This window comes from Ktedonosporobacter rubrisoli (assembly GCF_004208415.1).
Classification (GTDB): Bacteria; Chloroflexota; Ktedonobacteria; order Ktedonobacterales; family Ktedonobacteraceae; genus Ktedonosporobacter; species Ktedonosporobacter rubrisoli.
Window position 1 is genome coordinate 417,624 of the sequence record NZ_CP035758.1, and the last position, 19,897, is coordinate 437,520.

Sequence of the window (19,897 nt, forward strand, 5' to 3'; positions counted from 1 at the left end):
GACAATAACATCGATTTAGTTAGCACGGAAAAGCTGTATGATCTGGCCTAGCTGAAGCCAGATTAACACGAAGATTCCTGCACTAACGCCGCTGAGTAACCATTCAGATGTACTCGATCCTGCTGAGACTGGCCGGAGAAGCAGAATTGCGCTACCGAGCAGCGTACAGCCAATAAAGCCGGCGTTGCGCCAGATATCGCTGAGGGTTACTGGATTCTTGCTGGCTCCAAAGCAATTGCAGGAAGTGTGGATACCACGAAGCAGGACCATCGTCATGGCCACAGAAAATAGTAGTAGTAGGGCAAAGGCAAGGCCAAAACCAGGAAATAGTAGCCAGCTTCCAAAAGCTAGACAGATGACGACTGTTAGCTCTCCTCCCAGGATCAACCAGGCAATTATCACGCTCAACGCAGCGGGAAGCAGGCGAAAGCTGGTAATAGTATCCCGAAACGCGGAAACATTGACGATTTTGCTGCCGAAGGAAACTACAAATACCAGTCCAATAGCCACGCGGCAGAATATAAGGATACATGACAGTAGCTGTGTTGAGAACATCGCAACCTCACCGAAAAAGCTCTACAGTTGATGGGCAAAGAGAATAAGATGCAGCGCTGTACATTTTCTTGTGAGTGACGAACTGTCCTCCTTTCCTCATTATGACATGACATCATGCTCTTATCTACCCTAAATAGACTACCTAATAAAGCACGCACTTTCTTCCCAGCAGTAATGTATCAAAGTAGTGCCTGAAGAATGCTGTTCACGTAATAGCTACTAAGCTAGAAGTAGTAGTAATAATATGAGTTAGACGAGCGAGCTAATTGGTTACTTATTATATACATTGGGATATCGTCTTTGTCAAGATGCGAATATACTATGTTTAGCTTTACGATGCTTTCTTGCTTTGCAAAGAGAATATATTTTGCTAAAGGAGAAATAGGCATTACCATATTCTTGAGTTTATAAAAACATATCAATCGATACTTTTAACTGACGGAAGTTAAGCGCTGGCCCAATCAATTTTAGGTCCCTTCACCTGGATACAAGTATCTGCTTAAAGCTCGGGGCAACGCTGAGATAATCTAAGATGGGGACAAAATGCCGAAGCTCGCGAAAAGAAGCGTTATTTGAGTCAAAATTCGAGGCAGATCTGTGGCTCTCTTAAAGAGCCACAATTTCAGAACAGCTACGCGGGAAGAGTTAGTTTCTCAAGATCTTGAGCATATAGCTCATAGCGCCAGATCGGAACCTCTCGCCACTCCCAGGGTGTGTTTACAATCTCCTCAAGCGAGGTGGCGCTGCTCCAATACAAGAGGCCGTAGCGCGTAGCGCGATGCCCGATGACGCCAACACTTTTCCCATCATACTCGCGCATGACGTCGCGCAAAAATGCACCCATACGCTTGACAACCTGGAGCAAGCTTTCGCCATTAGGAAATGGTTGCCTGATGCGGCGCGCAAACTCTTCCTCCACCTGGGCAACTGGATACTGGGTCATGTCCCCATAATCATACTCACGCAGGCGTGCATCAGGGATAAGCTGCAGATTGCGTCCGGCAAAAGCAATTTGGGCCGTCGTGGTAGCACGCTGAAGATCCGAGTGAAAGATCGCCTCCAGCTTCTGATCTGCATAGTGTTGCCCAAGCTCGCTGGTCTGTTTAAGACCTGCGGCAGAAAGAGGTATATCTGCATGGCCAGAAGCGCGCCCGGCCTCATTATCGACGCTTGTCATATGGGGAGAATAAAAAAGTGTAAGCATTGCTCTCTCCTGTTCCGGTTTGCTCATTGTGCCCGAAGAGCTAACAAATCCTACAGGTACCGGTTGTTCCACCCTTCATCAATCCTATATATCTCGCGGCACAGCATTTGCCTTCAGTATGACATATTGACGTCAGGAAAAGCTACCTCTTGTGAGTTACTTATCTCATAAGCCTCTGAAGCAAATATCCGCCTGCCTTACCGTCCCTACAGCTTTCTCGATCTCCAAGCCCGAAGCCATCTCCTATGATCGAGCGTTTTTCAGGCGGCCAGGTGCAAGACAAAGAGCAGGCATGAGCTAACGCCAACAAAGATGAAGAAGGAGAGAACGGCAATACCAAGCGCCTTGAGGCCTGTACGTCTAATTACGCTCAAGTCAACCATCAGCCCCATGGCCGCCATCGCCATAACCATCAGGAAGACGCTGATCTGCACCACAATGTTGGAGACATCCTTAGGCAACCAGCCAAAGGAGTTAATCGCTCCAACAGCCAGAAAACCGAAGACAAACCAGGGGATAGGAATATTTTTCCAATTGACAGATCCACTCGCACCGTCCTGCTTGCCTTCCTTAAAGGCCAGGAAGAAAGCCAGGAACAGGGCCACCGGAGCCAGGAGCATCACGCGGGTCAGTTTTACTACCATGGCCATATCGGCCGCCCCAACTCCTCCTACGGGACCTGCAGCCACCACCTGGGCAATCTCGTGAAGCGTTGAACCTGACAACAGTCCGTAAATATGTCCATGCAAATGCAACAATGGAGCAGCGAAGGTAAAAAGCAGCACGCCAATTGTCCCCACGAGTCCACAGATCGCCACAGCAAGCGAAGTCTCCTCTTCATCGGCACCGCGCAGTAACGCACTAACAGCCCCCACCGCTGAGGCACCACAGATCGACTGTCCAACGCCAAGCAAAAAGCTCAGGTGACGCGACAATCCCAGCTTGTGAGCCAGTTTTGGCAGTACCAGAAGCCCGAAAAGGATAAGCAGAACATCCAGCAAAAGTACCTGCAAACCGCTCGCGGCAATGAGCTGGAAGTTTAAGCGCACACCGGTGAGAATAATGCCGTAGCGTAGCACCTTCTGAGCCGAGAAACGCACACCACCGGTCAAAGTAGCGGGTAATCCGACAATTGCGCGCCAGGCAAGGCCCAGAATAAGCGCAATGGTCAGACTGCCAACCGTTGCCAGCCCGGGCAACAATGCCAGTAAAAACGCAATCAAGCCGAGCAAGATAGTAAGGCCCAGACCCGCGCCCCAGGCCTTCCAGTCTGTGTGTCCCGAACCTGGTTTCTGCTTCGTGGAGCGTTCCTGCTGTAATTCTTGCCTTTCCTCTATCTGCTGCTTTTCATCAACATACATAAATAGTCTTTCCCTCTTCTAAAGCTTTCACATCCAGATATAGTAGAGCAGCACTTCCAAATACTTCTCGCCAATCAGACAGACTTATGAGTATGCTGTATGCTATAGCTGCAACCAACTAATGTTACTAGCAGCCAGTATAACGTCTCTCTAGCGATAACTCCAATACATGTTATATATCCTGTCCATAACCTGAAATTATAGGGGGCGGGTTTGCTTTAGGCGTGGACGCTCTCGCTTCATCAACGCAGATCTGGTCTAGGCATAGTTCTGGAAAGCGCTCTGGGGATAACGAGAACCATGGAGAGCCGGGGATCTCCAGAGGATGCGCATGAAAATACGCCAGAAAGATTTTGTGGTTTTTTATTATCTCAACAATCATTAGTATATAAAACAAAGTAGCCCAATAGTTCTCTAGCCTTGCCAGAAATGGAAGGTATGGAAAGAATAGAAAGTAGAAGCATAAAATAGCCCCTTTGAAAGGATTGAACGTACTTCATGAAGACATCTCGCGTTCCTTTCACTACTCTGATCGCTGAATTAGCAGACCTCGATAGCCAAGTACGTCTGCAAGCCGTTAAAAGCATCATGCGCCGTCGCAGCGAACGAGCGCTGGCATATAACGCATTAGTGGGCTTACTCAATGACCCTGAGTACCATGTATGTAAAGCTGCTATCAAAGCGTTAGGCGTGCTCAAAGAGCAGCGAGCATTCGCAGTACTGATCCCGATAGTTACTCACAAAAACGCGCGCCTGCGCCTGCTCACGCTCCAAACGATGGCAAAACTGGATCAAACACGCACTATCCCCTATTTGCTTTCTGCCCTTCAAGATTCGAGCGTCCTTGTTTGTAGCATGGCGGTTGGTATTCTGAGCGTTTCAAGAGATGTACGGGCGGTTGAGCCTCTCATTGCCGCACTGGGCGATACATATCCTAGTGTTCTCCCATCTGTGATCTCTGCTCTAGGCTCACTGAAAGATGCGCGCGCCATCGCTCCCCTCATTGCCCTTTTTCCCAGGGTGGATTCGCATTCGCGCATTCGTATACTCTCTGCGTTGGGACAGCTGGGTAATACTCGATCCTTCGATTTTCTGATTTCTGCTCTCGGTGATTCAGATCCTTATATCCGCTCCTATGCCATTGATGCCCTGGTCAATCTTGGCGATAAGCGAGCGGTCGATCCTCTCATCGCTGCTCTGCGTGATCCTGATTACATAAACCGTATGAAGGTGACCTATGCTCTGGCTAAGCTCGGTGATAGGCAAGCGGTCGATCCTCTCGTCGCTGTTCTAGATGACGCCAATGCAGATGTTCGTAGGGGAGCAGCCCGAGCGCTGGGTATCCTGGGTTATGCATGAGTTAGAATCCACTTGCTCGCTTTGCTGGCACATCTAACTATTCATTCACTTTCCTCAGACCTGCCCCCTGCATCAGCCGTCAGAGGCCAGCTAAGACGAAGCGGGACATCAGACTAGCAAATTCGTGTTATGCTAAATACGTGGCATATTCTCACGAGTGCTAGCAAGGAGCAAGCGCACAAGGCAATGAATTTCAATCAGCTATTGATATTTCATAAAGTGGCCCAGAAAGGTCACTTCACAAGAGCGGCGGAAGAGCTTTTTATCAGCCAACCTGCCGTCTCCAAGCAGATACAGGAATTAGAAAAAGCTCTAAAGCAGGCACTTTTTACGCGTAGCGGCTCCAAAATTTATCTCACCGAGGCCGGCAAAGTGCTTTACGAGTATGCAGAGCGTATCTTTGCGCTCAGTACTGAGGCCGAGGCTGTGCTCGATGATATGCAAAATTTGCGGCGCGGCCGCCTTGCTGTAGGGGCCAGCACGACTATCGGCACCTACCTCCTGCCGGAATTGTTAGGAGAATATAAAGAGCGCTATCCGGCCATAGACATGACTATCGAGATTGCCAACACTGAGGATATCCAGCAAGAGGTTCTCACGCATCGTCTGGAAATAGGCATCGTAGAGGGTACGGTATCTCATCCTGAGCTTACGCAACAGGCCTGGCAGCAAGATAGGCTTGTCCTCATCACCTCAGCAAGCTTTGCGCGTAAGCTTACAGATCCAGTAACGCTTCAACAAATTTTTGCCCAGCAACCAACCTTTATCTTGCGCGAACAGGGCTCCGGGACCCGAGAAATTCTAGAGCAGGCTTTGAGCCGGCGAGGGATCGGACCGTTATACCCGATGATGGAGTTAGGCAGCACCGAAGCGATCAAGCGAGCTGTAGCCGCAGGACTAGGCATCTCGTTTGTCTCTGAACATACCATCCAGCTCGAAATTGCCACGGGTCGCTTAAAACAAATCGCGCTGAGTGACTGTGAAATCGAGCGCCAGCTTACAATTGTCTCAGTCAAAGGCAAACGAATTTCCCGAGCGGCGCTAGCCTTTCTCGATCTGCTTACTCACATCCCGAGCGGCATCAGCTAGTCTTCGAGGATAGGGCAAAGCGCAGGCCCACAATACCCCCCAGCAGTCCAGCGCCAGCGCCGGCTAACAGACCAACCAGTAAGAAGCTGGCAAGTATATTACTGACGAGCAGGGCTAGCTCAAAAGTGATATAGAACGAGCGCAAATCGGCAGCATTGCTCATCTGAGGACCACTCAACCATGAGAGCATAGGAATAAAGGTCCACAGCGACTGACCGATAGAGACTATTGTGCTAATGATACCAAAGAAAATACCTGCCCAGAGGCCGGTAGAGAGGCCAATCTGTTTATCTCCGCTTCGACGCGCCGCCAACCATCCTACGACAAAGTAGACAATCCCGGCGATCAACATTTGCAAGATAAGCCATTCCAGATGGGATGGCTGAAAAAACATGACCATAACCGTACCAAGGCTGTTATTAGGAGCTCCTCCGAAGACGCTGAGGGCCGTAAAAGCCTTATCCAGCCCTACAAAACTTAGCATTTCCAGAATCACAAATACTATACAGGCGGCAACAAAGCTTTGCCAGCGTATATTTGTTCCTTTGCGCACTACTCTCCCGGCTCCTTTTCCTTAGCTCATTATATTTTGCTTAGCTTTGACACAAGCTAATCATGCAACTGCATCTCTACAAATTTGTCTGAACATTCATTAGCCATATGCGCTTTAAGCTATCTGTTGCATGCTGCTGCTCTATAATCTGTGTCCCACAAACTATTTCCAACATTATCAGCACAGATACATATGCCTAGTCTCTATCTTACCTGTTCGACGGACATTTCGTAAACTGTACAGCCCCTTTGGGCGGTGCCTTCGGGGCTGAAAAAGATAGATCATACTATTAGTTTCGTAGGGATCTCTTTGCGAGTCATCTTCCCAATATGAGATGCTCCATGTTTAAATGAGCTCCAGGGCAGGGAAAGCAAGGTACTTCCCCGCCTTTGGTAATCATTGGCCCTTCTTAAGATGGATCTAATCAAGAGCCTGCCCACTTATAAAATGCTGACGAACATGGGTCAGTGCTCCATATGGCGCGTCGCTAGAGATGAACACGTTAAGGCTTTCATCGGCAAATCTGTTTGCCGCTAAGGCCCTTGGAAACATCAATTGCTCATAAGTATGAATAGCCTCATCAAGGCTCTGGCGCTCGCTGATTGCCCATCCAAGTTCAGCAGCATCAAGCATAGCTAGATTAACGCCCTGGCCGGTGGCCGGCGACATCAGATGAGCGGCATCACCAAGTAAGGTCACTCCTGAATGAAAATCCCAGCGGTGTCCGACTGGCAACATATACAATGGCCTGACTACGAAATGATCGTTACACTCTTGAAGTAGAGCCTGCAGGCTCGGATGCCAATCGGCAAACTGCTTGAGTAACCAGGCTCGTGCTGCCTCAGGCTGCTCCTCATTAAAGCCCGCTTCAGTCTCCCATTTGAATGGGCAACGGAAAGCAACATAGATCCTTATATGTCCATGACCATTACGCTGCGCAGACAGACCTTTATTAGGAGCCAGAGCGCTCATACTTCCATGCCCAACCAGTTGAGCGACGGCAGGATGCTCTTCATCGACTTGATCCAGCCCCGTCTCGATGAAGGTCACTCCGGTATAGAGCGGTACTGCCTGTGAGAGCAATGGACGCACACGAGACCAGGCTCCATCGGCCCCAACCACTAGATCAAAGGTTTCGCGCAGGCCATTCTCAAAGATCAGTTCGTGGCAACCATCACTCATTGGACGAAGCGAACGCAAATTGCACCCCCAATGCACTGCGCCAGAAGCCAGCGAGTCGAGTAATATCGCTCGCAGCTCGGTTCGATCCACTTCGGGATGATCACCAGCCGATCCCGGATCTTCATCCAGGAGGATAGTGCCATTTTTATCGAGTAGACGGCTCCGCTGGTCTTCGTAGCGGGCCACAGCTCTAAATTCATCAGTAAGACCGGCCATCCGTATGGCTTTTTGACCGGTATCTTGATGCAAATCCAACGTTCCTCCTTGCGATCGTTCAGTGGGAGAAGCCTCCTGCTCAAAGACCATGGCCGAAAGCCCCCGAACCTGTAACACACGCGCCAGGGTTAAGCCTCCAGGGCCAGCCCCAATGATTGCAATCCGTGGAGTCTGCTTTTTCGTCATCATTTCTTTTTCTCCAAGCTAAAAACTATTTGACACTTTCCAATTAGTTAGCCCTTAAACAGTTAGATATTTAAGTATATTCGCAAAAAATAGCGCTTCTACTTTTCTAGATCTTGCATGATCAGTTCAAGCATCTGGATGAGCGCTTCCTGCTGTTCGGGATTCAGGCTATGCGTCAACTTCTCATCCATCTCCTGAAAAGCTTCATCAAATTCTTGCATCAGCTCTATAGCCTTGTGTAGAGGGATGACCAATTTCTTTCGCTCGTCGGTAGGATCGGGACGACGCGTGATAAAACCCTTGCGTTCCAGCCCTTGCAAAAGACTGGTTATAGCGGCTCCCGTTCGTTCAAACGCCTCCTCTATATCTTTCTGGCAGATAGCTTCTCCTTTCTCCCGCTGCGTATAGGTCACGAAGCGAATAAGTAGTGCCTGCTGATGAGTAATATTATAGGGCTGAAGCCGCGCATCCAGAAGCTGCATCGTCCAGCGATTAATCCGGCCCATATACAGCCTGATCCTCTCATCATTATTCGCCATTTGCCAGCTTCGCTCCTTCCCTCTAAATTACTTAAAGGTTTAACTAATTTAGAGTTTACGCTTCCCACTCAAGGATGTCAAGATCTTCTCTTGCCCAGGATTTTCCAGTTCTCATGCCTGAGCCGCCTGAGGAGGGAAACATTAGGGTCGCGCCCCAAGCTTATCAGTGCCGGAAAAAGAGCTAAAAACGAAGAGCTCCACTTGTTTGGTAAACCAAGGTTGAATTTCCATGGGAACAACTTTGCACATTGAAGATAATTTAGCATCAGGGCTCGTGCTCAGGCTCCTGCGCCAGTCGGGTCAACTTGTCTGCTGTCTCCTCTTCGGGAAGCGGAGTATACAGACAGACCGTCAAATTCGGATCATCCTCTACTACCAGGCTCATAGGCTGCACAACCAGGAGACCCATAACGGGATGCACAAGCTCTTTACGCTTGAGGCGCTCCTCGCCGACATCATGTCGTATCCACCACATACGAAACTGTGAGCTGGCCTGCATCAATTGATCCCTACGCTGGATAAACCAGTCCTCATCTGCATGCTGCGCTCCACTAGCCCGAAAGAGACCAAGGATACGCTGAGCCGCTTCCTCCCACTGCACATAGATCTTTCGCTGGGCCGGATCAGTAAAGATCAGCCAGACCAGATTACGCTCCCAGGTGGGCAGGGCTGCATAATCGGCAAAAACCCGCGACGCAGTTCGATTCCAGCCGATGATGTCTAAGCGCTCGTTGATTACAAAAGCCGGGCCCGGTAGAAACGCGTCAAGAACGTTTTGTAGTTCAGGACTGATCTGTGGAAGCGAACCCTGCGTGGGTAAGGGAAGTTGCTCACGTGCCAGCACATAGAGATACGTCCGTTCGTCAGGAGTCAGTTGGAGCGTGCGGGCCAGGCTCTCCAGGACCTGGGCAGAGACCTGAATATCCTGGCCCTGTTCCAGCTTGATGTACCAGGTAAGCCCAATTCCAGCCAGTTGAGCAAGTTCCTCTCGCCGCAGTCCGGGCGTACGTCGCCTTCCTCCGTCTGGGAGGTTAAACTGGGAAGGTTTGAGACGCTCCCGCCGTGTCCGTAAAAAGTGCGCCAATTCAGCCCGGCGCTCCCCATCATTCATCAGCTTTTCCTCTCCTCAGGGTAATAGTTTTTATACTAGCCTAAATTCGGGTGTTGTTCAACTCTTCAAGGTGCGCCATACTTGCGAAACGAAGGCGAGGGAATGAAGTAATGAAACGGCTCATATGAGCTTCGGGCGACTTTCATGCCTCTCTGTGATCTGTCCCCAGCCTTGCTACATTCACGAGAAGAAGGTGTATTGCTAACCATGACAAAACCAAGCTTGCAACATGTTTCCCTCCTTATTCCTCCTGGATGCCAGGAAGCTGTGCGCACATTTTATGGTCATCTCCTTGGTCTGGAAGAAAAAGAGCCACCAGCATCGCTCGCCCAGTTTCAACTTGTCTGGTTCGTCGTAGGTCAAGGCGAGCTAGAGCTGCATTTTGTACCTGATATCGAGCGTCCCCAAGAAAATGATCAGCACATTTGTCTGGCAGTCGATGATCTAGAAAATTATCGGCGGCGTCTAGAGGAGGCTCATGTCCTCATCATCGAGGGCGAAGCGATTCCCTTCCGGCCTCGTTTTTTCTGCCGCGATCCCTTTGGCAATCTGCTAGAATTGACGACTCTTCAGGGCGATTATCGCACGGCCCAGAAGCACTAAAGAGAAAGAGGAAAAAGAACATATGCCTTATGCGCATCTCAATGGCGTCGATCTCTATTATCAAGCAGCCGGTAAGGGAGCTTCAACAATCTATATTCACGGTGGCTATCCTAGTCTGGCTTCAACGCTATACGATTTCTCTGAGTGGCACTTGACCTGGGAAAATGAGCTGGCTTCCTCGCTCCACTTTATCACTTATGATCGGCGCGGTTGCTACCGCTCATCCGGGCCATCTTCAGGCTATGATCTAGAGAATCAGGCAAGAGATCTTGTCGAACTGCTCAATACACTACATATTCCTGCAGCACACGTCATTGGCAGTTCGGCTGGAGGGCCAATCGCCCTGGTTTATGCCACGCTCTATCCAAACCGTATTCTCTCTCTCACCCTGGATGGCACCGGCCTCGACTTGTTTGCAGACGACAAGCAGACTGACGATCTCATCCGCCAGCTTATTACAACTCTTGAGCAAGACGGAGCTGAGGCGGCCTTTAAGCAACGACCAGCGGGCATTGAAACCTCGTTCGGGCCGCTCTGGCTCGCGGCTGAAGCGCGAGCTCAGGGAGAATTTGAGGAATTCCAGGAAGAGCAACAGCGCTTTACGCAGCAGGCTCAAGCGTTCTCAGCTGACGAACGCGTACGCTACTTCGCGCTAGAGCTTCGCGCCATGCAGGCTTATATGAGAGATGACCTATCAGCCTACGCTCGCCAGGTTGGCTGCCCTACACTTGTCCTGCACGGCGATGATGATCGCGTAGCCCCGCTTGCCTGGAGTCAAGAGCTGGCTGAGCTGATTCCTGGGGCACACCTACAGAATATCCCTGGCGTAGGCCACAATCCAATTGCATATTCGGCAGAAGGACGACGCGCCTTGCTCGATTTTATCCAGGGAATAGCAAGCTAAATATTCCCTGGCTGGCCATTCTATTCTTAACACTGCTTGATACTGGCGGTGAGCCAGTATCAAGTCCTTTGCAGGCTGCAGAGAAGATAGAAGGCTGAAATATCTTGCTCCTGTGTAGAGAGAAGCTTATCCAGCAGGCTATTTAGGCATGACTGCTCTCCCGTTCCAGAAAGCCCGCCAGATCTGTGCCTTTCTGGCCCTGAATGCTCTCAGGGGGCTTTTTGGCAAGAAAACGTAAAGGTTTGCCCTGTCCATCAAGCTGATAGTAGCCAAGAGATTGGCTGCCACGGATAGATAGAATGATCTGGAAAATGGCCAGGGCCAGGCTCAGCACCATAAGCGGAGAGATGTGCAGGCCAGGCTTTTTGGGCTGGTCCTGGTTCTTGCGTGGAGCAAAGAACCAGAGCAGACCTTTGGCCGGCCGCACCCGTGGAGCAAAGAACCAGAATATTTCTCGCCCGAGAGGTATGGCTGTCCCTAAAATCTGCACAAGCAAATATTCTCTACTCATACCATAACCAATTGCCTGCTCTCCTCTTTGCTGCGGCCAATACGCTGTGATAATAAGATCTTTCGGTACAGGCTGATCAACTTCTTGCATTATATTAGTACCTTTCTTGTCTTGAATTTCTAACTTTACGTCCTCATACGGCTATCACGTCGCTCCTGCTTCAGAATACGAGACATAAGACAAAAAGTTATTGTCAATAGGAAAATTATGCCTGACGGGCAGACCTGTCCCAGGCGCATAGAAGCTTAGCTGATCTCTGGCCTACATTGACGCACGAAAGGGAAAAGAGTATTATAGCGCGATTATATTTTTGCAAACTGATTTCTTATCCCGACAAGTTCACCGAAAGTAGAAGCTAATCTATGGCACACGAACATAACTTTACATCTGCTCCATCTGAAGAATGCTTAACGAAGGAGCAGAGAGAACATTTATTGAAGCATCAACACGAATTGCAAAAAGAGGCCCGGAGAGTGCTGGCCGAACTACAAATTACTCAGCTACTTAGTCAGGCCGGGACGCTGCGCCAGGTGGGTAGTGCCGAGTTGGGACTGATGGTCTGGCGTGATATTGACCTCGCCATTTCCAGCCCGGCCTTAAGCATCGAGCGTGCCTATGATTTTATGCGCTCTCTCTACATCCATCCTGGCGTCAAGGAAGTGAGTTATTTCAATCAAAGCGGACCTTTTAGCTTAGCCGGGTTAGCAGAGCGCTACTACTTTGCAGTACTCTATAACAGTACAGACGGCCACGAATGGAAGCTTGATATCTCTTTCTGGCTAGGCGAAGGTCTACATCCCGAGCCGATCCATGAAGCTCTTGAACGCCAGCTTACAGAAGAGACGCGCGAGGCAATTCTCTGGATCAAAGATATCTGGTTTCGGCTCCCTACCTACCGACGTGACATTTATAGTACAGATATTTATGATGCAGTTCTACAGCATGGAGTCCGTACCCCAGGCCAGTTCGACAGCTATCTGGCGGCTCGTGGCAAGCCGACGCGCACCAATAAGCCCCGACAGACTCCAGGCCAGGATTAAAGGTAGCAACATCCAGCTGTGCAAATTTAGTTCTTTTCTGCTAAGATAGTCAGAGAGAGCAGCCGTTCAATAGTATAAGTAAAAGGCAGAGAAGATGGAATGCCGAGTTGGTTGCGGAGCCTGCTGTATCGCTCCCTCGATCTCGTCCCCCATGCCGGGCATGCCCAATGGAAAACCCGCAGGCGTGCGTTGCCTCCATTTAACCCAGAACAACCGCTGTAAGCTCTTTGGCAAGCCTGAGCGCCCGGCTGTCTGCAGCCTCTTATCTCCATCCGAGGAAATGTGCGGCCATTCAGCCCGCGAAGCCTTCATCTGGCTTGCCCGCGTTGAAAGAGCGACTCGTCCATGAATATATGTGTCATGGTCAACTTCTGCTTAACGCAATTGGGCAGTGGAGAGGGGACAGCTCTGATATACCTGCGGCTCAGCGCTATGCCACGGCCACGGTATATGCTTGACTTAGATGATTTTCGCTCCTATACTCATAAAGAGCTAGATTAGTTCAATAGTATCAAAAGGAGATCAAGCGGCCATGTCTATTCTCTTTTATTCCCGCCTGGAGAAACCTTACGGCTGCTTTTCTAATTTTTCGCACCATGGCATCGAGATGGATGGCAAATGGTGGCCCACGGTTGAGCATTACTTCCAGGCCCAGAAATTTGCCGGCACTACATATGCCGAGAAAATTCGCAATGCGTCTTCTCCCAAGCAGGCCGCCGACATGGGACGCGAGCACCGCTATCCTCTGCGCCACGATTGGGAGCAGGTGAAGGATAACATTATGCTCCAGGCTGTCTTGCGTAAGTTTACCACCCATGAGCAATTGCGGGACCTGTTGCTCTCCACGGGAGAAGAAGAACTCATTGAAAATTCACCTGGTGATTACTATTGGGGCTGTGGAGCAGATGGCAGCGGAAAGAATAAATTGGGGCAGATTCTGATGCAGGCACGAGCAATCTTACGGCAGGCCAATTCCGCCAGCGCATAGCAGTACAAAACTACGCGAAACTTCATTTCAGGCTAACTGAGCAAAATAGTAAGGAGCGTTTCTTGCCGCGCTATCTTCCAGGGCAGGGATTTCCAGAAGCGGAGGTTAGATGACAGAGCCATTCCTGACAATCGTAAGCAATCCGCAAAACTGGCCAGACATCGTTCTCCCCGTCTTCACGCAGACCCTCACCTGTTCTTTTGCTACACTGACGCGCCAGGGAAGACCTGTTACCAATACGCTCATCCCATATATGAGCGATGACGAAAAGACTATTGATGTTTCCACAGGCCTTACCTCGCCAACGAAGGCGGAGAGAGCGCGGAATAATCCTAAAGTAGCGCTGCTTTTCGCTGATAATGTCACCGGGCAGGATTTTGCCCCTGTCGTACTGGTTTATGGCCAGGCTACTGTACGGGATGCCGATCTACAAGCCAACACTGATCGCTATGTGCGGCTCTCACTTGCCAAAACGCATGCGGCCTTTAGCGGTGTGCCCACCTTTCTATTGCCATTGTTTAGCTGGTACTTCGCGCGCATCTGGATACAGATTACTCCACTGCGCATTCTCTGGTGGCCTGCACGCAATACGGAGCGCCCTCCACAAATCTGGGAGGCGCCAGCTAATCTTGAAGCTCCACCATCCGATCCAGGACCCCAGCATCACATAGCGGGCGGCGCGCCAACGCCTACCGAATGGCGCCCGGCGGCGCTGCATGCTTTACAAGCGCTGAGATCTCCCGTGCTAACTACAGTGAATAGCCAGGGCTTTCCCAGCCCCATTCAGGTCAAGAACGCTGTACTCAGCCAGGAAGGCTTCCGGCTGGACGTGCCTGCAGGAATGCCAGCGCTTAATGAGGGACCGGCCTGCCTGACGTTCCATACGCACCCGCGCAAATTCTATGGTCAGGAGAATAAATCTTTTGTAGGCTACGTCAGCAGCAACAACGAGCGGGAGGCTATCTTTACCATCGAGCGTTTGCTCCCGGACTGGAGTTTCCCTGGTTCGCGCGTGGAGGCTACGCTTCACTTTCTCAACAGCGGCCGCTTTCTGGCTCCCCGCCTACAAGAAGAAGCCAGGCTTCGTAGGCAGCCTGTTCCCAAAGTCCGCCTTCAGCATACGAAGGCTAGCAAAGGAATACCATGACAACCATATTACTGACACGCTCAGAAATTGAGCCATTACTCCAGATCAGTGAGCTCCTGCCACCTCTACGGGAGGCATTCCGCGCCTACTCCTCCCAACGCACAATTTCCGCCCAACGCGCCCGTACTCCGCTGCCAGGGGAACAAGCAGCAAGCGCAGTGCTCCTCTTCCCTGGTCTGATACCTGGTATTCCTGCTTACACGGTAAAAGTGCACGCGAAATTTCCCCAGCAATCTCAGGCCATTCAGGGAGTTATCCTGCTCCACGACCTGCAAACCGGTCAGTTGCTGGCGACTATGGATTCCACAGCGATTACAGCCATGCGCACAGGCCTAGCAGGTGCGCTAGCGGCCGATATCCTGGCCCGTCCTACCGCGAGCCGGGTGGCGATCATCGGCGCAGGTGCACAGGGCAAGTTGCAACTGCGCTGCCTATCCCACGTTCGCAGGCTCTCTCACGTACACGTCTACGATCTATCGGAGGAAAGGGCCAGGCAATTTGCCCACCATATGCAGACAGCCATTTCCTGCCCACTTGAAGTAGCTTCCACGCTTGAGGATGCCATCGAGGATGCCGAAATTATCATCAGCGCTACCTGGTCCCGCAGCCCCTTTATTATGCGCCACATGCTTCAGTCAGGTACGCATATTACGACCCTGGGACCCGACGAGCCGGGCAAATGCGAGGTCGAGGCTAGCGTGATTGAGCAAGGGTTGTTCGTCTGCGATGATCGCGAACTGGCCGTAACCATGGGCGCGATAGGAGGCGCCGGCCTGGGAGCTGAGGCGATCCATGCAGAGCTGGGCGAGATCATCGCCGGCACGCGCCAGGGACGCAGCATAGCTGAGCAAATCACTATCTATGGAGGTGTCGGGCTAGCCTTTCAGGACTTAGCTGTCTGCTGGCATATCTATCAGCAGCTTCGTGAGCGTGGAGCTCAATCAATTGATTTCCTCGCCTGAACACTACTTGCTGATACGTTGCTCCATATATAAGCAATAATTGCGGGCACAACGTATCAGCCAGACTGCCATAGCTTTGCTTCGTGGCAATTATTCTACCGAAGGCTTGACAATCCAATCCCAGCTGGGCATCGGGTCCAGATCCTCACCAATTTCAACGCCCGGTTGCGAGACAGATAGGGCGATACGGCTTCCCCACTCAATATAGCTTACAAAGGCAGCCCTGAACTCGGGATCAGCGGGCATGCCAATCTCGTCGGCTGTCTCCATCAAGAGACTTACCCAACGCGCCCGCTGCTGCTCGCTCAAATGGCGATGAAGATGCTCCTCAAGGAGATGGCGGTGGCCACCACGCTGCTCTGTATAGTTCTTGGGGCCACCAAAGACCTCGCTGAGACACCAGGCTACACGCTTAGGATGCTCCTGCGCCATCCCTATGAAGAGCGGGCGCAAAAGCGGATCGTCGAGTACTTTGCCGTAGAAGGTTGCCGTCAAATTTTGAAAGGTTGCCTCTCCTCCCGCCCATTCATAAAGATTCGGTATCTGCTTCTCTTCACCCATAAATATACTCCTTACCAGATAAACACTAAGGTTATCTCTTCTTACTTGTTTCTTTCCACTACCTTAGTATGTACCATAGAAAATGTTTTGTCACTGCTAATATCTACAGAATCGAGCAGGTAATTATTACAGGTCAAGAGGGCTCAACCATGGCTGAGGTCCTTCATTCTAGCAATATTTAGAAGACCTGAACCATTTGCTAGGCATGATCAGTGCCGCAAACAAATAGAGGAAAATCTTGCGATTGGGCGCTCGCATGCCCTTTGATAGCCGGAGAAATTTCCATACAGCGATCCTTGGGCCATCTGTCATCTTCCGGTTCAGCTCATGCTCAAGAAGTTGCTCATATCTTGTACGAAGTAGAGAAGGCATAGAAGAGAAATGTCATCTCTCGTTTCACTATTGGGGCCTGCTTAAGCGGGCTTCAGCTTTTCATTCGCACCCAAAGCCTTGAAGTAGTGAACTTACAAGTAGTAGTCAGGTGCTCGCTTAAGCGTTTTCCACTGGATTGGATCATGGCCATGAATGATCAAGGTAACACGCTCACGCCGAGCTATCTCGACAAGTTTGCGCGTACTGGCCCGAACCCCAGCTTCGTCCATGTCATAAGGACTCAGGGCCCGTTGCTCAGGATCAAGATCAGCCTGACTAGGAATCGCATCAATGGTGAGCAGGACCGGGCCGGTCTCCGGGAGACGCACCAGCACAGACTGGTGGCCAGGACAGTGACCACTCGTCTTTATCAAGTCAATACCCGGCAGGAGTTGCATATCTCCATCGATCAGGCGATAGCGCAAAGATGGGTGATCCCAGTGCTGCCGATTCACCAGAAAGCGGGAGTCAGAGCTTGCTTTCGCGAATTCATAATGCTCGCGTTGCACCACAAGTTCCGCCTCTGGAAAGGCGTCATGATTACCTGCATGGTCCGGGTCAAGATGGGTACAGATCAGCACATTGATATCGCTCGGCCTCAGCCCGAGGGTTGCCAGCCGATGCACTACGAAATCCGCTTCGTCCATATGGAGGCCAGTGCCTCCGGGCTGTTTGTAGGCCCCAATCCTCTCTTGTGGCCAACCAGTATCGATGAGAATATTAGTCCCGTCGCTGGTCTGAACCAGATATCCTGGGAAGGGGATCCCGCTGTCTTCAAGGTGAGCCAGTTCCAGGAGATACAGTCGCGAAGGAAAAGAAGAGGTCATGGTTTGCATGATAGTACTCCTTCATGTGCCAACAGCTTCTTGATCAATCAGCTGTTCTCGTTTTTGGTATGCTCGCTGATGCACAGCCAGTCTTCAAGGGGCAGCACCTCTGCACACCCCATAGACGTGCCTCTACTATAGCCAGTTGGCTAGAGATTATCTAGGAAAATCTTGCGCTTGTTCTTTGACGCCTGGAAAAACTTCCATGAAGAGTGCTTGGGCCATCTGTCATCTTCCAGTTCAGCTCATGCGCAGGGAGAGGAGGAATAAGGGAAGCGGTGAAGTGCTTGCCTCTATGCAATACTCCACCGCATGTTTGGAAACCATTAACTTTAATTGGCTGGATGATAGCTACCCTGGTCGTTGTAAAAAATGAGCTGGCCATCACCAAAATGCATAATCATGTTGGGCTGGCGGCTATGTGCTGTGGATACGAACTGTAGCGTTACCGGTACGAGATCGGCCGAGGGTCCACTAAGCTGGGGACCTGCATAGATACGGGCATGAGCGGCATCGCCTCCTGGAAGCTCGATCACTTCCAATCGTCCGTGTAAGTTCAAGGCAATAAAATGGCTGGGTTCCTTACCCGTTTCATGTCCGACAAAAGCATCAATCTGAAAGGTGCGCGGACGTCCATAGTGCAAATCATTCCAGAGCGTATGGCTCCAGGCCAGGATAGGCAGGCTCAGCAAAAGCAACAAGAGCGTCATTAGCATACCCAGCATAAAGGCAAGGGACCTTTGCGGTTTAGCTATACGTTCTCCGCCTGGTATCCGCAGTCGTGAAAGCAGGGATTGCCGCGACTTATCCTCGTACGTAGGCCTCCTGGCAGAACGAGGCGAGCAAGTTCGAGCGCTCTCTGCTGGCAGCGGGTCCGCCGTTATCTCGGTTGCAATTCTCTTTGTTCTGGCTTTATGCTGCAAGCGCGAGGCCCGGGAAACACGTACAAACGGCGGGATAAGCTCGCCTACCTCCTCTGTTTGGAGGGGACGATAACGTAACGCACTACGCGGGACGCCATGCTCAGTTAAGGGAGTGGTCGGCATAGCAAAACTCCTGTCTGTGAAGCAAGATAGACAAGACGATATAGCGTTGAAATACCGACTGCTGCCGGGAAATGATTCTAGCCTGGTTGAGGAGATGGCTAGCCTGACCATACAAAAACAAAGAGAAGCGCAATACACAACAGAATAAGCTATAAGTAATAAAACCAGGTCGCCTCTGTTCCTCTTCAGTATACCTGAAAAAAGCCCTTTTTGCCAGTCGTGACTATAAGAAATTCATAGGCAAGAGGAGCGCCCGCAGCCGGCTATTAGAGGGCACGGACGCTCCAAAGGATGTTTAGCAAAGGGAAGCTAGATTCGGCCCTGGAAAGCCTGGGCGAAATTCATAGCAAGAGCCTGACCATTAAGCTCATACTCCCCCACAGCCAGGCGCCGCAAATCGGTGGGAAGAGCTACCGAAAACGTGCGAGCATCGCGCCAGTAGCGATCAAAGCGATAGCTACTCGCGGTACCGCGAGCACCTATTATTTCGAACAGGTCATTTGTCACCTTCAAAGCAGCCTCAATGCTAGCCACCTTGGCGCGCGATGCATGGATCAAAAGAGCGCTTACATCGTCGCCATCCGCAAAAGCTTCAACTGCACGGGCAGCTTCCCGTAGGAGAGCCTGGGCAGCAGCCAGAACTATCGATAGATCTCCAACGCGTAAGCGGAGCAATGGGTCCTCAGAAGTTAATTTTGCTCCCGACGAAACCACGCGCTGCTTCGTTTGCACATAGTTAAGTGCTGCATCAAAGCCGCCCAGTCCGATTCCTAATAACAGCGCTCCATGCATAACAAACCCCATTACACCGAGAAGGGCCTGGACATGAGAGGAGAGAGGAGCATGCCAGCCATCGGGGACAAAAACATCATCATAGGTGATCGTCTGACTCACCGTAGCACGTTGACCCATGTTATCCCAATCATTATGTAAATGGACCGAAGGATCATCCAGGCGAACCAGGGCAATATGAAAGCCCTCAGCTCCTTCTAATCTGTGGCCTACAACCGCATAGCGCGCACCGCCGCTTGCCGTATTAAACGTTTTCGTGCCACGCAGAACTATCCCGCCCGCGACAGGGTGCGAGATAGCAGGAGCCTGGCTGCCAGCCTCCGCATTAGAAGAAACCAGGCGAACATTCTCGTGTAAAATTTCATGGGCAAGTTGCTGGCGCGTAGTTTCCGGCAGATCAATATAGGGAGAGAACAACTGACGAGCCAGCAGAGCCTGGACAAAATAGATCTGACCTGTACTCCCCTCGCCAGCGGCAATATTGATAATGGTTTCGGTCAGAGCCTCAAAGGCAAATCCTACGAGTCCGTTGCTCAGGCCGCCATAAGCCTGGGGAACGCTCAATGCATTTAGGCCAGATCTCCAGATAAGCTCAAGATTTTCCGCGGGATCTTCCCCGCGTTTATCGACAGAGGCAGAAGTTTGGGCAAACTGCTTACGGAGTTCCGCGCTTTTCAGAACGAGTTGCAGAAGCTCGGAGGGAAATGTGTAATTGTGAAAAGTCATCCATGCCTTCTTCCTAAAAGAATCGACGCTTGCATGCGTCACAAAATCGATGAATAGTATAAC

The 19,897-nt window shown here is 50.9% G+C and carries 21 protein-coding genes; 9 read left to right on the forward strand and 12 right to left on the reverse strand.

Annotated features, from left to right (window positions below):
• Positions 1-15: 15 nt before the first annotated feature.
• The 3 genes from EPA93_RS01915 to EPA93_RS01925 all read right to left on the reverse strand — a co-directional run bounded on the left by EPA93_RS01915 (position 16) and on the right by EPA93_RS01925 (position 3,120).
• Positions 16-555, reverse strand: a complete 540-nt coding sequence (locus EPA93_RS01915; RefSeq protein WP_129885414.1) for a MauE/DoxX family redox-associated membrane protein — start codon at positions 553-555, stop codon at positions 16-18.
• A gap of 631 nt (positions 556-1,186) precedes the next feature.
• Positions 1,187-1,759 carry a histidine phosphatase family protein gene (locus EPA93_RS01920; protein WP_165422804.1) on the reverse strand — a complete coding sequence of 191 codons (573 nt, stop codon included), beginning with the start codon at positions 1,757-1,759 and terminating at the stop codon, positions 1,187-1,189.
• Between the two features lie 260 nt (positions 1,760-2,019).
• The gene (locus EPA93_RS01925; RefSeq protein ID WP_129885416.1) at positions 2,020-3,120 is read right to left on the reverse strand and encodes a YeiH family protein; all 1,101 of its coding nucleotides are present in this window, start codon (positions 3,118-3,120) and stop codon (positions 2,020-2,022) included.
• Between the two features lie 498 nt (positions 3,121-3,618).
• Here EPA93_RS01925 and EPA93_RS01930 point away from each other — a divergent pair, with 498 nt between their 5' ends.
• Together EPA93_RS01930 and EPA93_RS01935 are read left to right on the forward strand one after the other, a co-directional pair.
• On the forward strand, positions 3,619-4,479 hold the full coding sequence (locus EPA93_RS01930; RefSeq protein WP_129885417.1) for a HEAT repeat domain-containing protein: 861 nt from the start codon (positions 3,619-3,621) through the stop codon (positions 4,477-4,479).
• 129 nt (positions 4,480-4,608) lie between these two features.
• A complete protein-coding gene (locus EPA93_RS01935; protein ID WP_129885418.1) occupies positions 4,609-5,568 on the forward strand; it encodes a selenium metabolism-associated LysR family transcriptional regulator in 960 nt (319 codons plus the stop codon).
• Here the strand turns inward: EPA93_RS01935 and EPA93_RS01940 are convergent.
• From EPA93_RS01940 to EPA93_RS01955, 4 genes are all read right to left on the reverse strand, one after another.
• A complete protein-coding gene (locus tag EPA93_RS01940; protein ID WP_129885419.1) occupies positions 5,561-6,121 on the reverse strand; it encodes a hypothetical protein in 561 nt (186 codons plus the stop codon). The two genes, EPA93_RS01935 and EPA93_RS01940, sit on opposite strands and share 8 nt — an antisense overlap.
• Before the next feature lie 420 nt (positions 6,122-6,541).
• The gene (locus EPA93_RS01945) at positions 6,542-7,708 is read right to left on the reverse strand and encodes an FAD-dependent oxidoreductase (protein ID WP_207229414.1); all 1,167 of its coding nucleotides are present in this window, start codon (positions 7,706-7,708) and stop codon (positions 6,542-6,544) included.
• Between the two features lie 95 nt (positions 7,709-7,803).
• A complete protein-coding gene (locus EPA93_RS01950; RefSeq protein WP_129885420.1) occupies positions 7,804-8,244 on the reverse strand; it encodes a MarR family winged helix-turn-helix transcriptional regulator in 441 nt (146 codons plus the stop codon).
• A 265-nt stretch (positions 8,245-8,509) separates the two neighbouring features.
• Positions 8,510-9,355 carry a helix-turn-helix transcriptional regulator gene (locus EPA93_RS01955; protein ID WP_129885421.1) on the reverse strand — a complete coding sequence of 282 codons (846 nt, stop codon included), beginning with the start codon at positions 9,353-9,355 and terminating at the stop codon, positions 8,510-8,512.
• A 207-nt stretch (positions 9,356-9,562) separates the two neighbouring features.
• Between EPA93_RS01955 and EPA93_RS01960 the strand changes: the two genes are divergently transcribed.
• Together EPA93_RS01960 and EPA93_RS01965 are read left to right on the forward strand one after the other, a co-directional pair.
• On the forward strand, positions 9,563-9,958 hold the full coding sequence (locus EPA93_RS01960) for a VOC family protein (RefSeq protein WP_165422805.1): 396 nt from the start codon (positions 9,563-9,565) through the stop codon (positions 9,956-9,958).
• Between the two features lie 22 nt (positions 9,959-9,980).
• The gene (locus EPA93_RS01965; protein ID WP_129885423.1) at positions 9,981-10,862 is read left to right on the forward strand and encodes an alpha/beta fold hydrolase; all 882 of its coding nucleotides are present in this window, start codon (positions 9,981-9,983) and stop codon (positions 10,860-10,862) included.
• Between the two features lie 142 nt (positions 10,863-11,004).
• Here the strand turns inward: EPA93_RS01965 and EPA93_RS01970 are convergent, their stop codons facing one another.
• On the reverse strand, positions 11,005-11,463 hold the full coding sequence (locus EPA93_RS01970) for a hypothetical protein (RefSeq protein ID WP_129885424.1): 459 nt from the start codon (positions 11,461-11,463) through the stop codon (positions 11,005-11,007).
• 272 nt (positions 11,464-11,735) lie between these two features.
• Here EPA93_RS01970 and EPA93_RS01975 point away from each other — a divergent pair, with 272 nt between their 5' ends.
• The 5 genes from EPA93_RS01975 to EPA93_RS01995 all read left to right on the forward strand — a co-directional run bounded on the left by EPA93_RS01975 (position 11,736) and on the right by EPA93_RS01995 (position 15,510).
• Complete coding sequence (locus EPA93_RS01975) at positions 11,736-12,413, forward strand: hypothetical protein (protein WP_129885425.1); 678 nt, start codon at positions 11,736-11,738, stop codon at positions 12,411-12,413.
• A 94-nt stretch (positions 12,414-12,507) separates the two neighbouring features.
• Positions 12,508-12,762 carry a YkgJ family cysteine cluster protein gene (locus EPA93_RS01980; protein ID WP_129885426.1) on the forward strand — a complete coding sequence of 85 codons (255 nt, stop codon included), beginning with the start codon at positions 12,508-12,510 and terminating at the stop codon, positions 12,760-12,762.
• Between the two features lie 183 nt (positions 12,763-12,945).
• A complete protein-coding gene (locus EPA93_RS01985; RefSeq protein ID WP_129885427.1) occupies positions 12,946-13,401 on the forward strand; it encodes an NADAR family protein in 456 nt (151 codons plus the stop codon).
• Positions 13,402-13,510: 109 nt separating this feature from the next.
• Complete coding sequence (locus EPA93_RS01990) at positions 13,511-14,548, forward strand: pyridoxamine 5'-phosphate oxidase family protein (protein WP_129885428.1); 1,038 nt, start codon at positions 13,511-13,513, stop codon at positions 14,546-14,548.
• Complete coding sequence (locus EPA93_RS01995; RefSeq protein ID WP_129885429.1) at positions 14,545-15,510, forward strand: ornithine cyclodeaminase family protein; 966 nt, start codon at positions 14,545-14,547, stop codon at positions 15,508-15,510. The genes EPA93_RS01990 and EPA93_RS01995 overlap by 4 nt, the downstream gene beginning before the upstream one ends.
• Positions 15,511-15,600: 90 nt before the next feature.
• Here the strand turns inward: EPA93_RS01995 and EPA93_RS02000 are convergent, their stop codons facing one another.
• The 4 genes from EPA93_RS02000 to EPA93_RS02015 form a co-directional block, all read right to left on the reverse strand.
• Entirely contained in the window at positions 15,601-16,071 is a 471-nt protein-coding gene (locus EPA93_RS02000; RefSeq protein ID WP_129885430.1) for a group II truncated hemoglobin, read from the reverse strand.
• Between the two features lie 464 nt (positions 16,072-16,535).
• A complete protein-coding gene (locus EPA93_RS02005; RefSeq protein ID WP_207229415.1) occupies positions 16,536-17,279 on the reverse strand; it encodes an N-acyl homoserine lactonase family protein in 744 nt (247 codons plus the stop codon).
• Positions 17,280-17,602: 323 nt separating this feature from the next.
• Positions 17,603-18,316 carry a hypothetical protein gene (locus tag EPA93_RS02010; RefSeq protein ID WP_129885431.1) on the reverse strand — a complete coding sequence of 238 codons (714 nt, stop codon included), beginning with the start codon at positions 18,314-18,316 and terminating at the stop codon, positions 17,603-17,605.
• Between the two features lie 309 nt (positions 18,317-18,625).
• The gene (locus EPA93_RS02015; protein WP_129885432.1) at positions 18,626-19,834 is read right to left on the reverse strand and encodes an acyl-CoA dehydrogenase family protein; all 1,209 of its coding nucleotides are present in this window, start codon (positions 19,832-19,834) and stop codon (positions 18,626-18,628) included.
• Positions 19,835-19,897 lie beyond the last annotated feature (63 nt).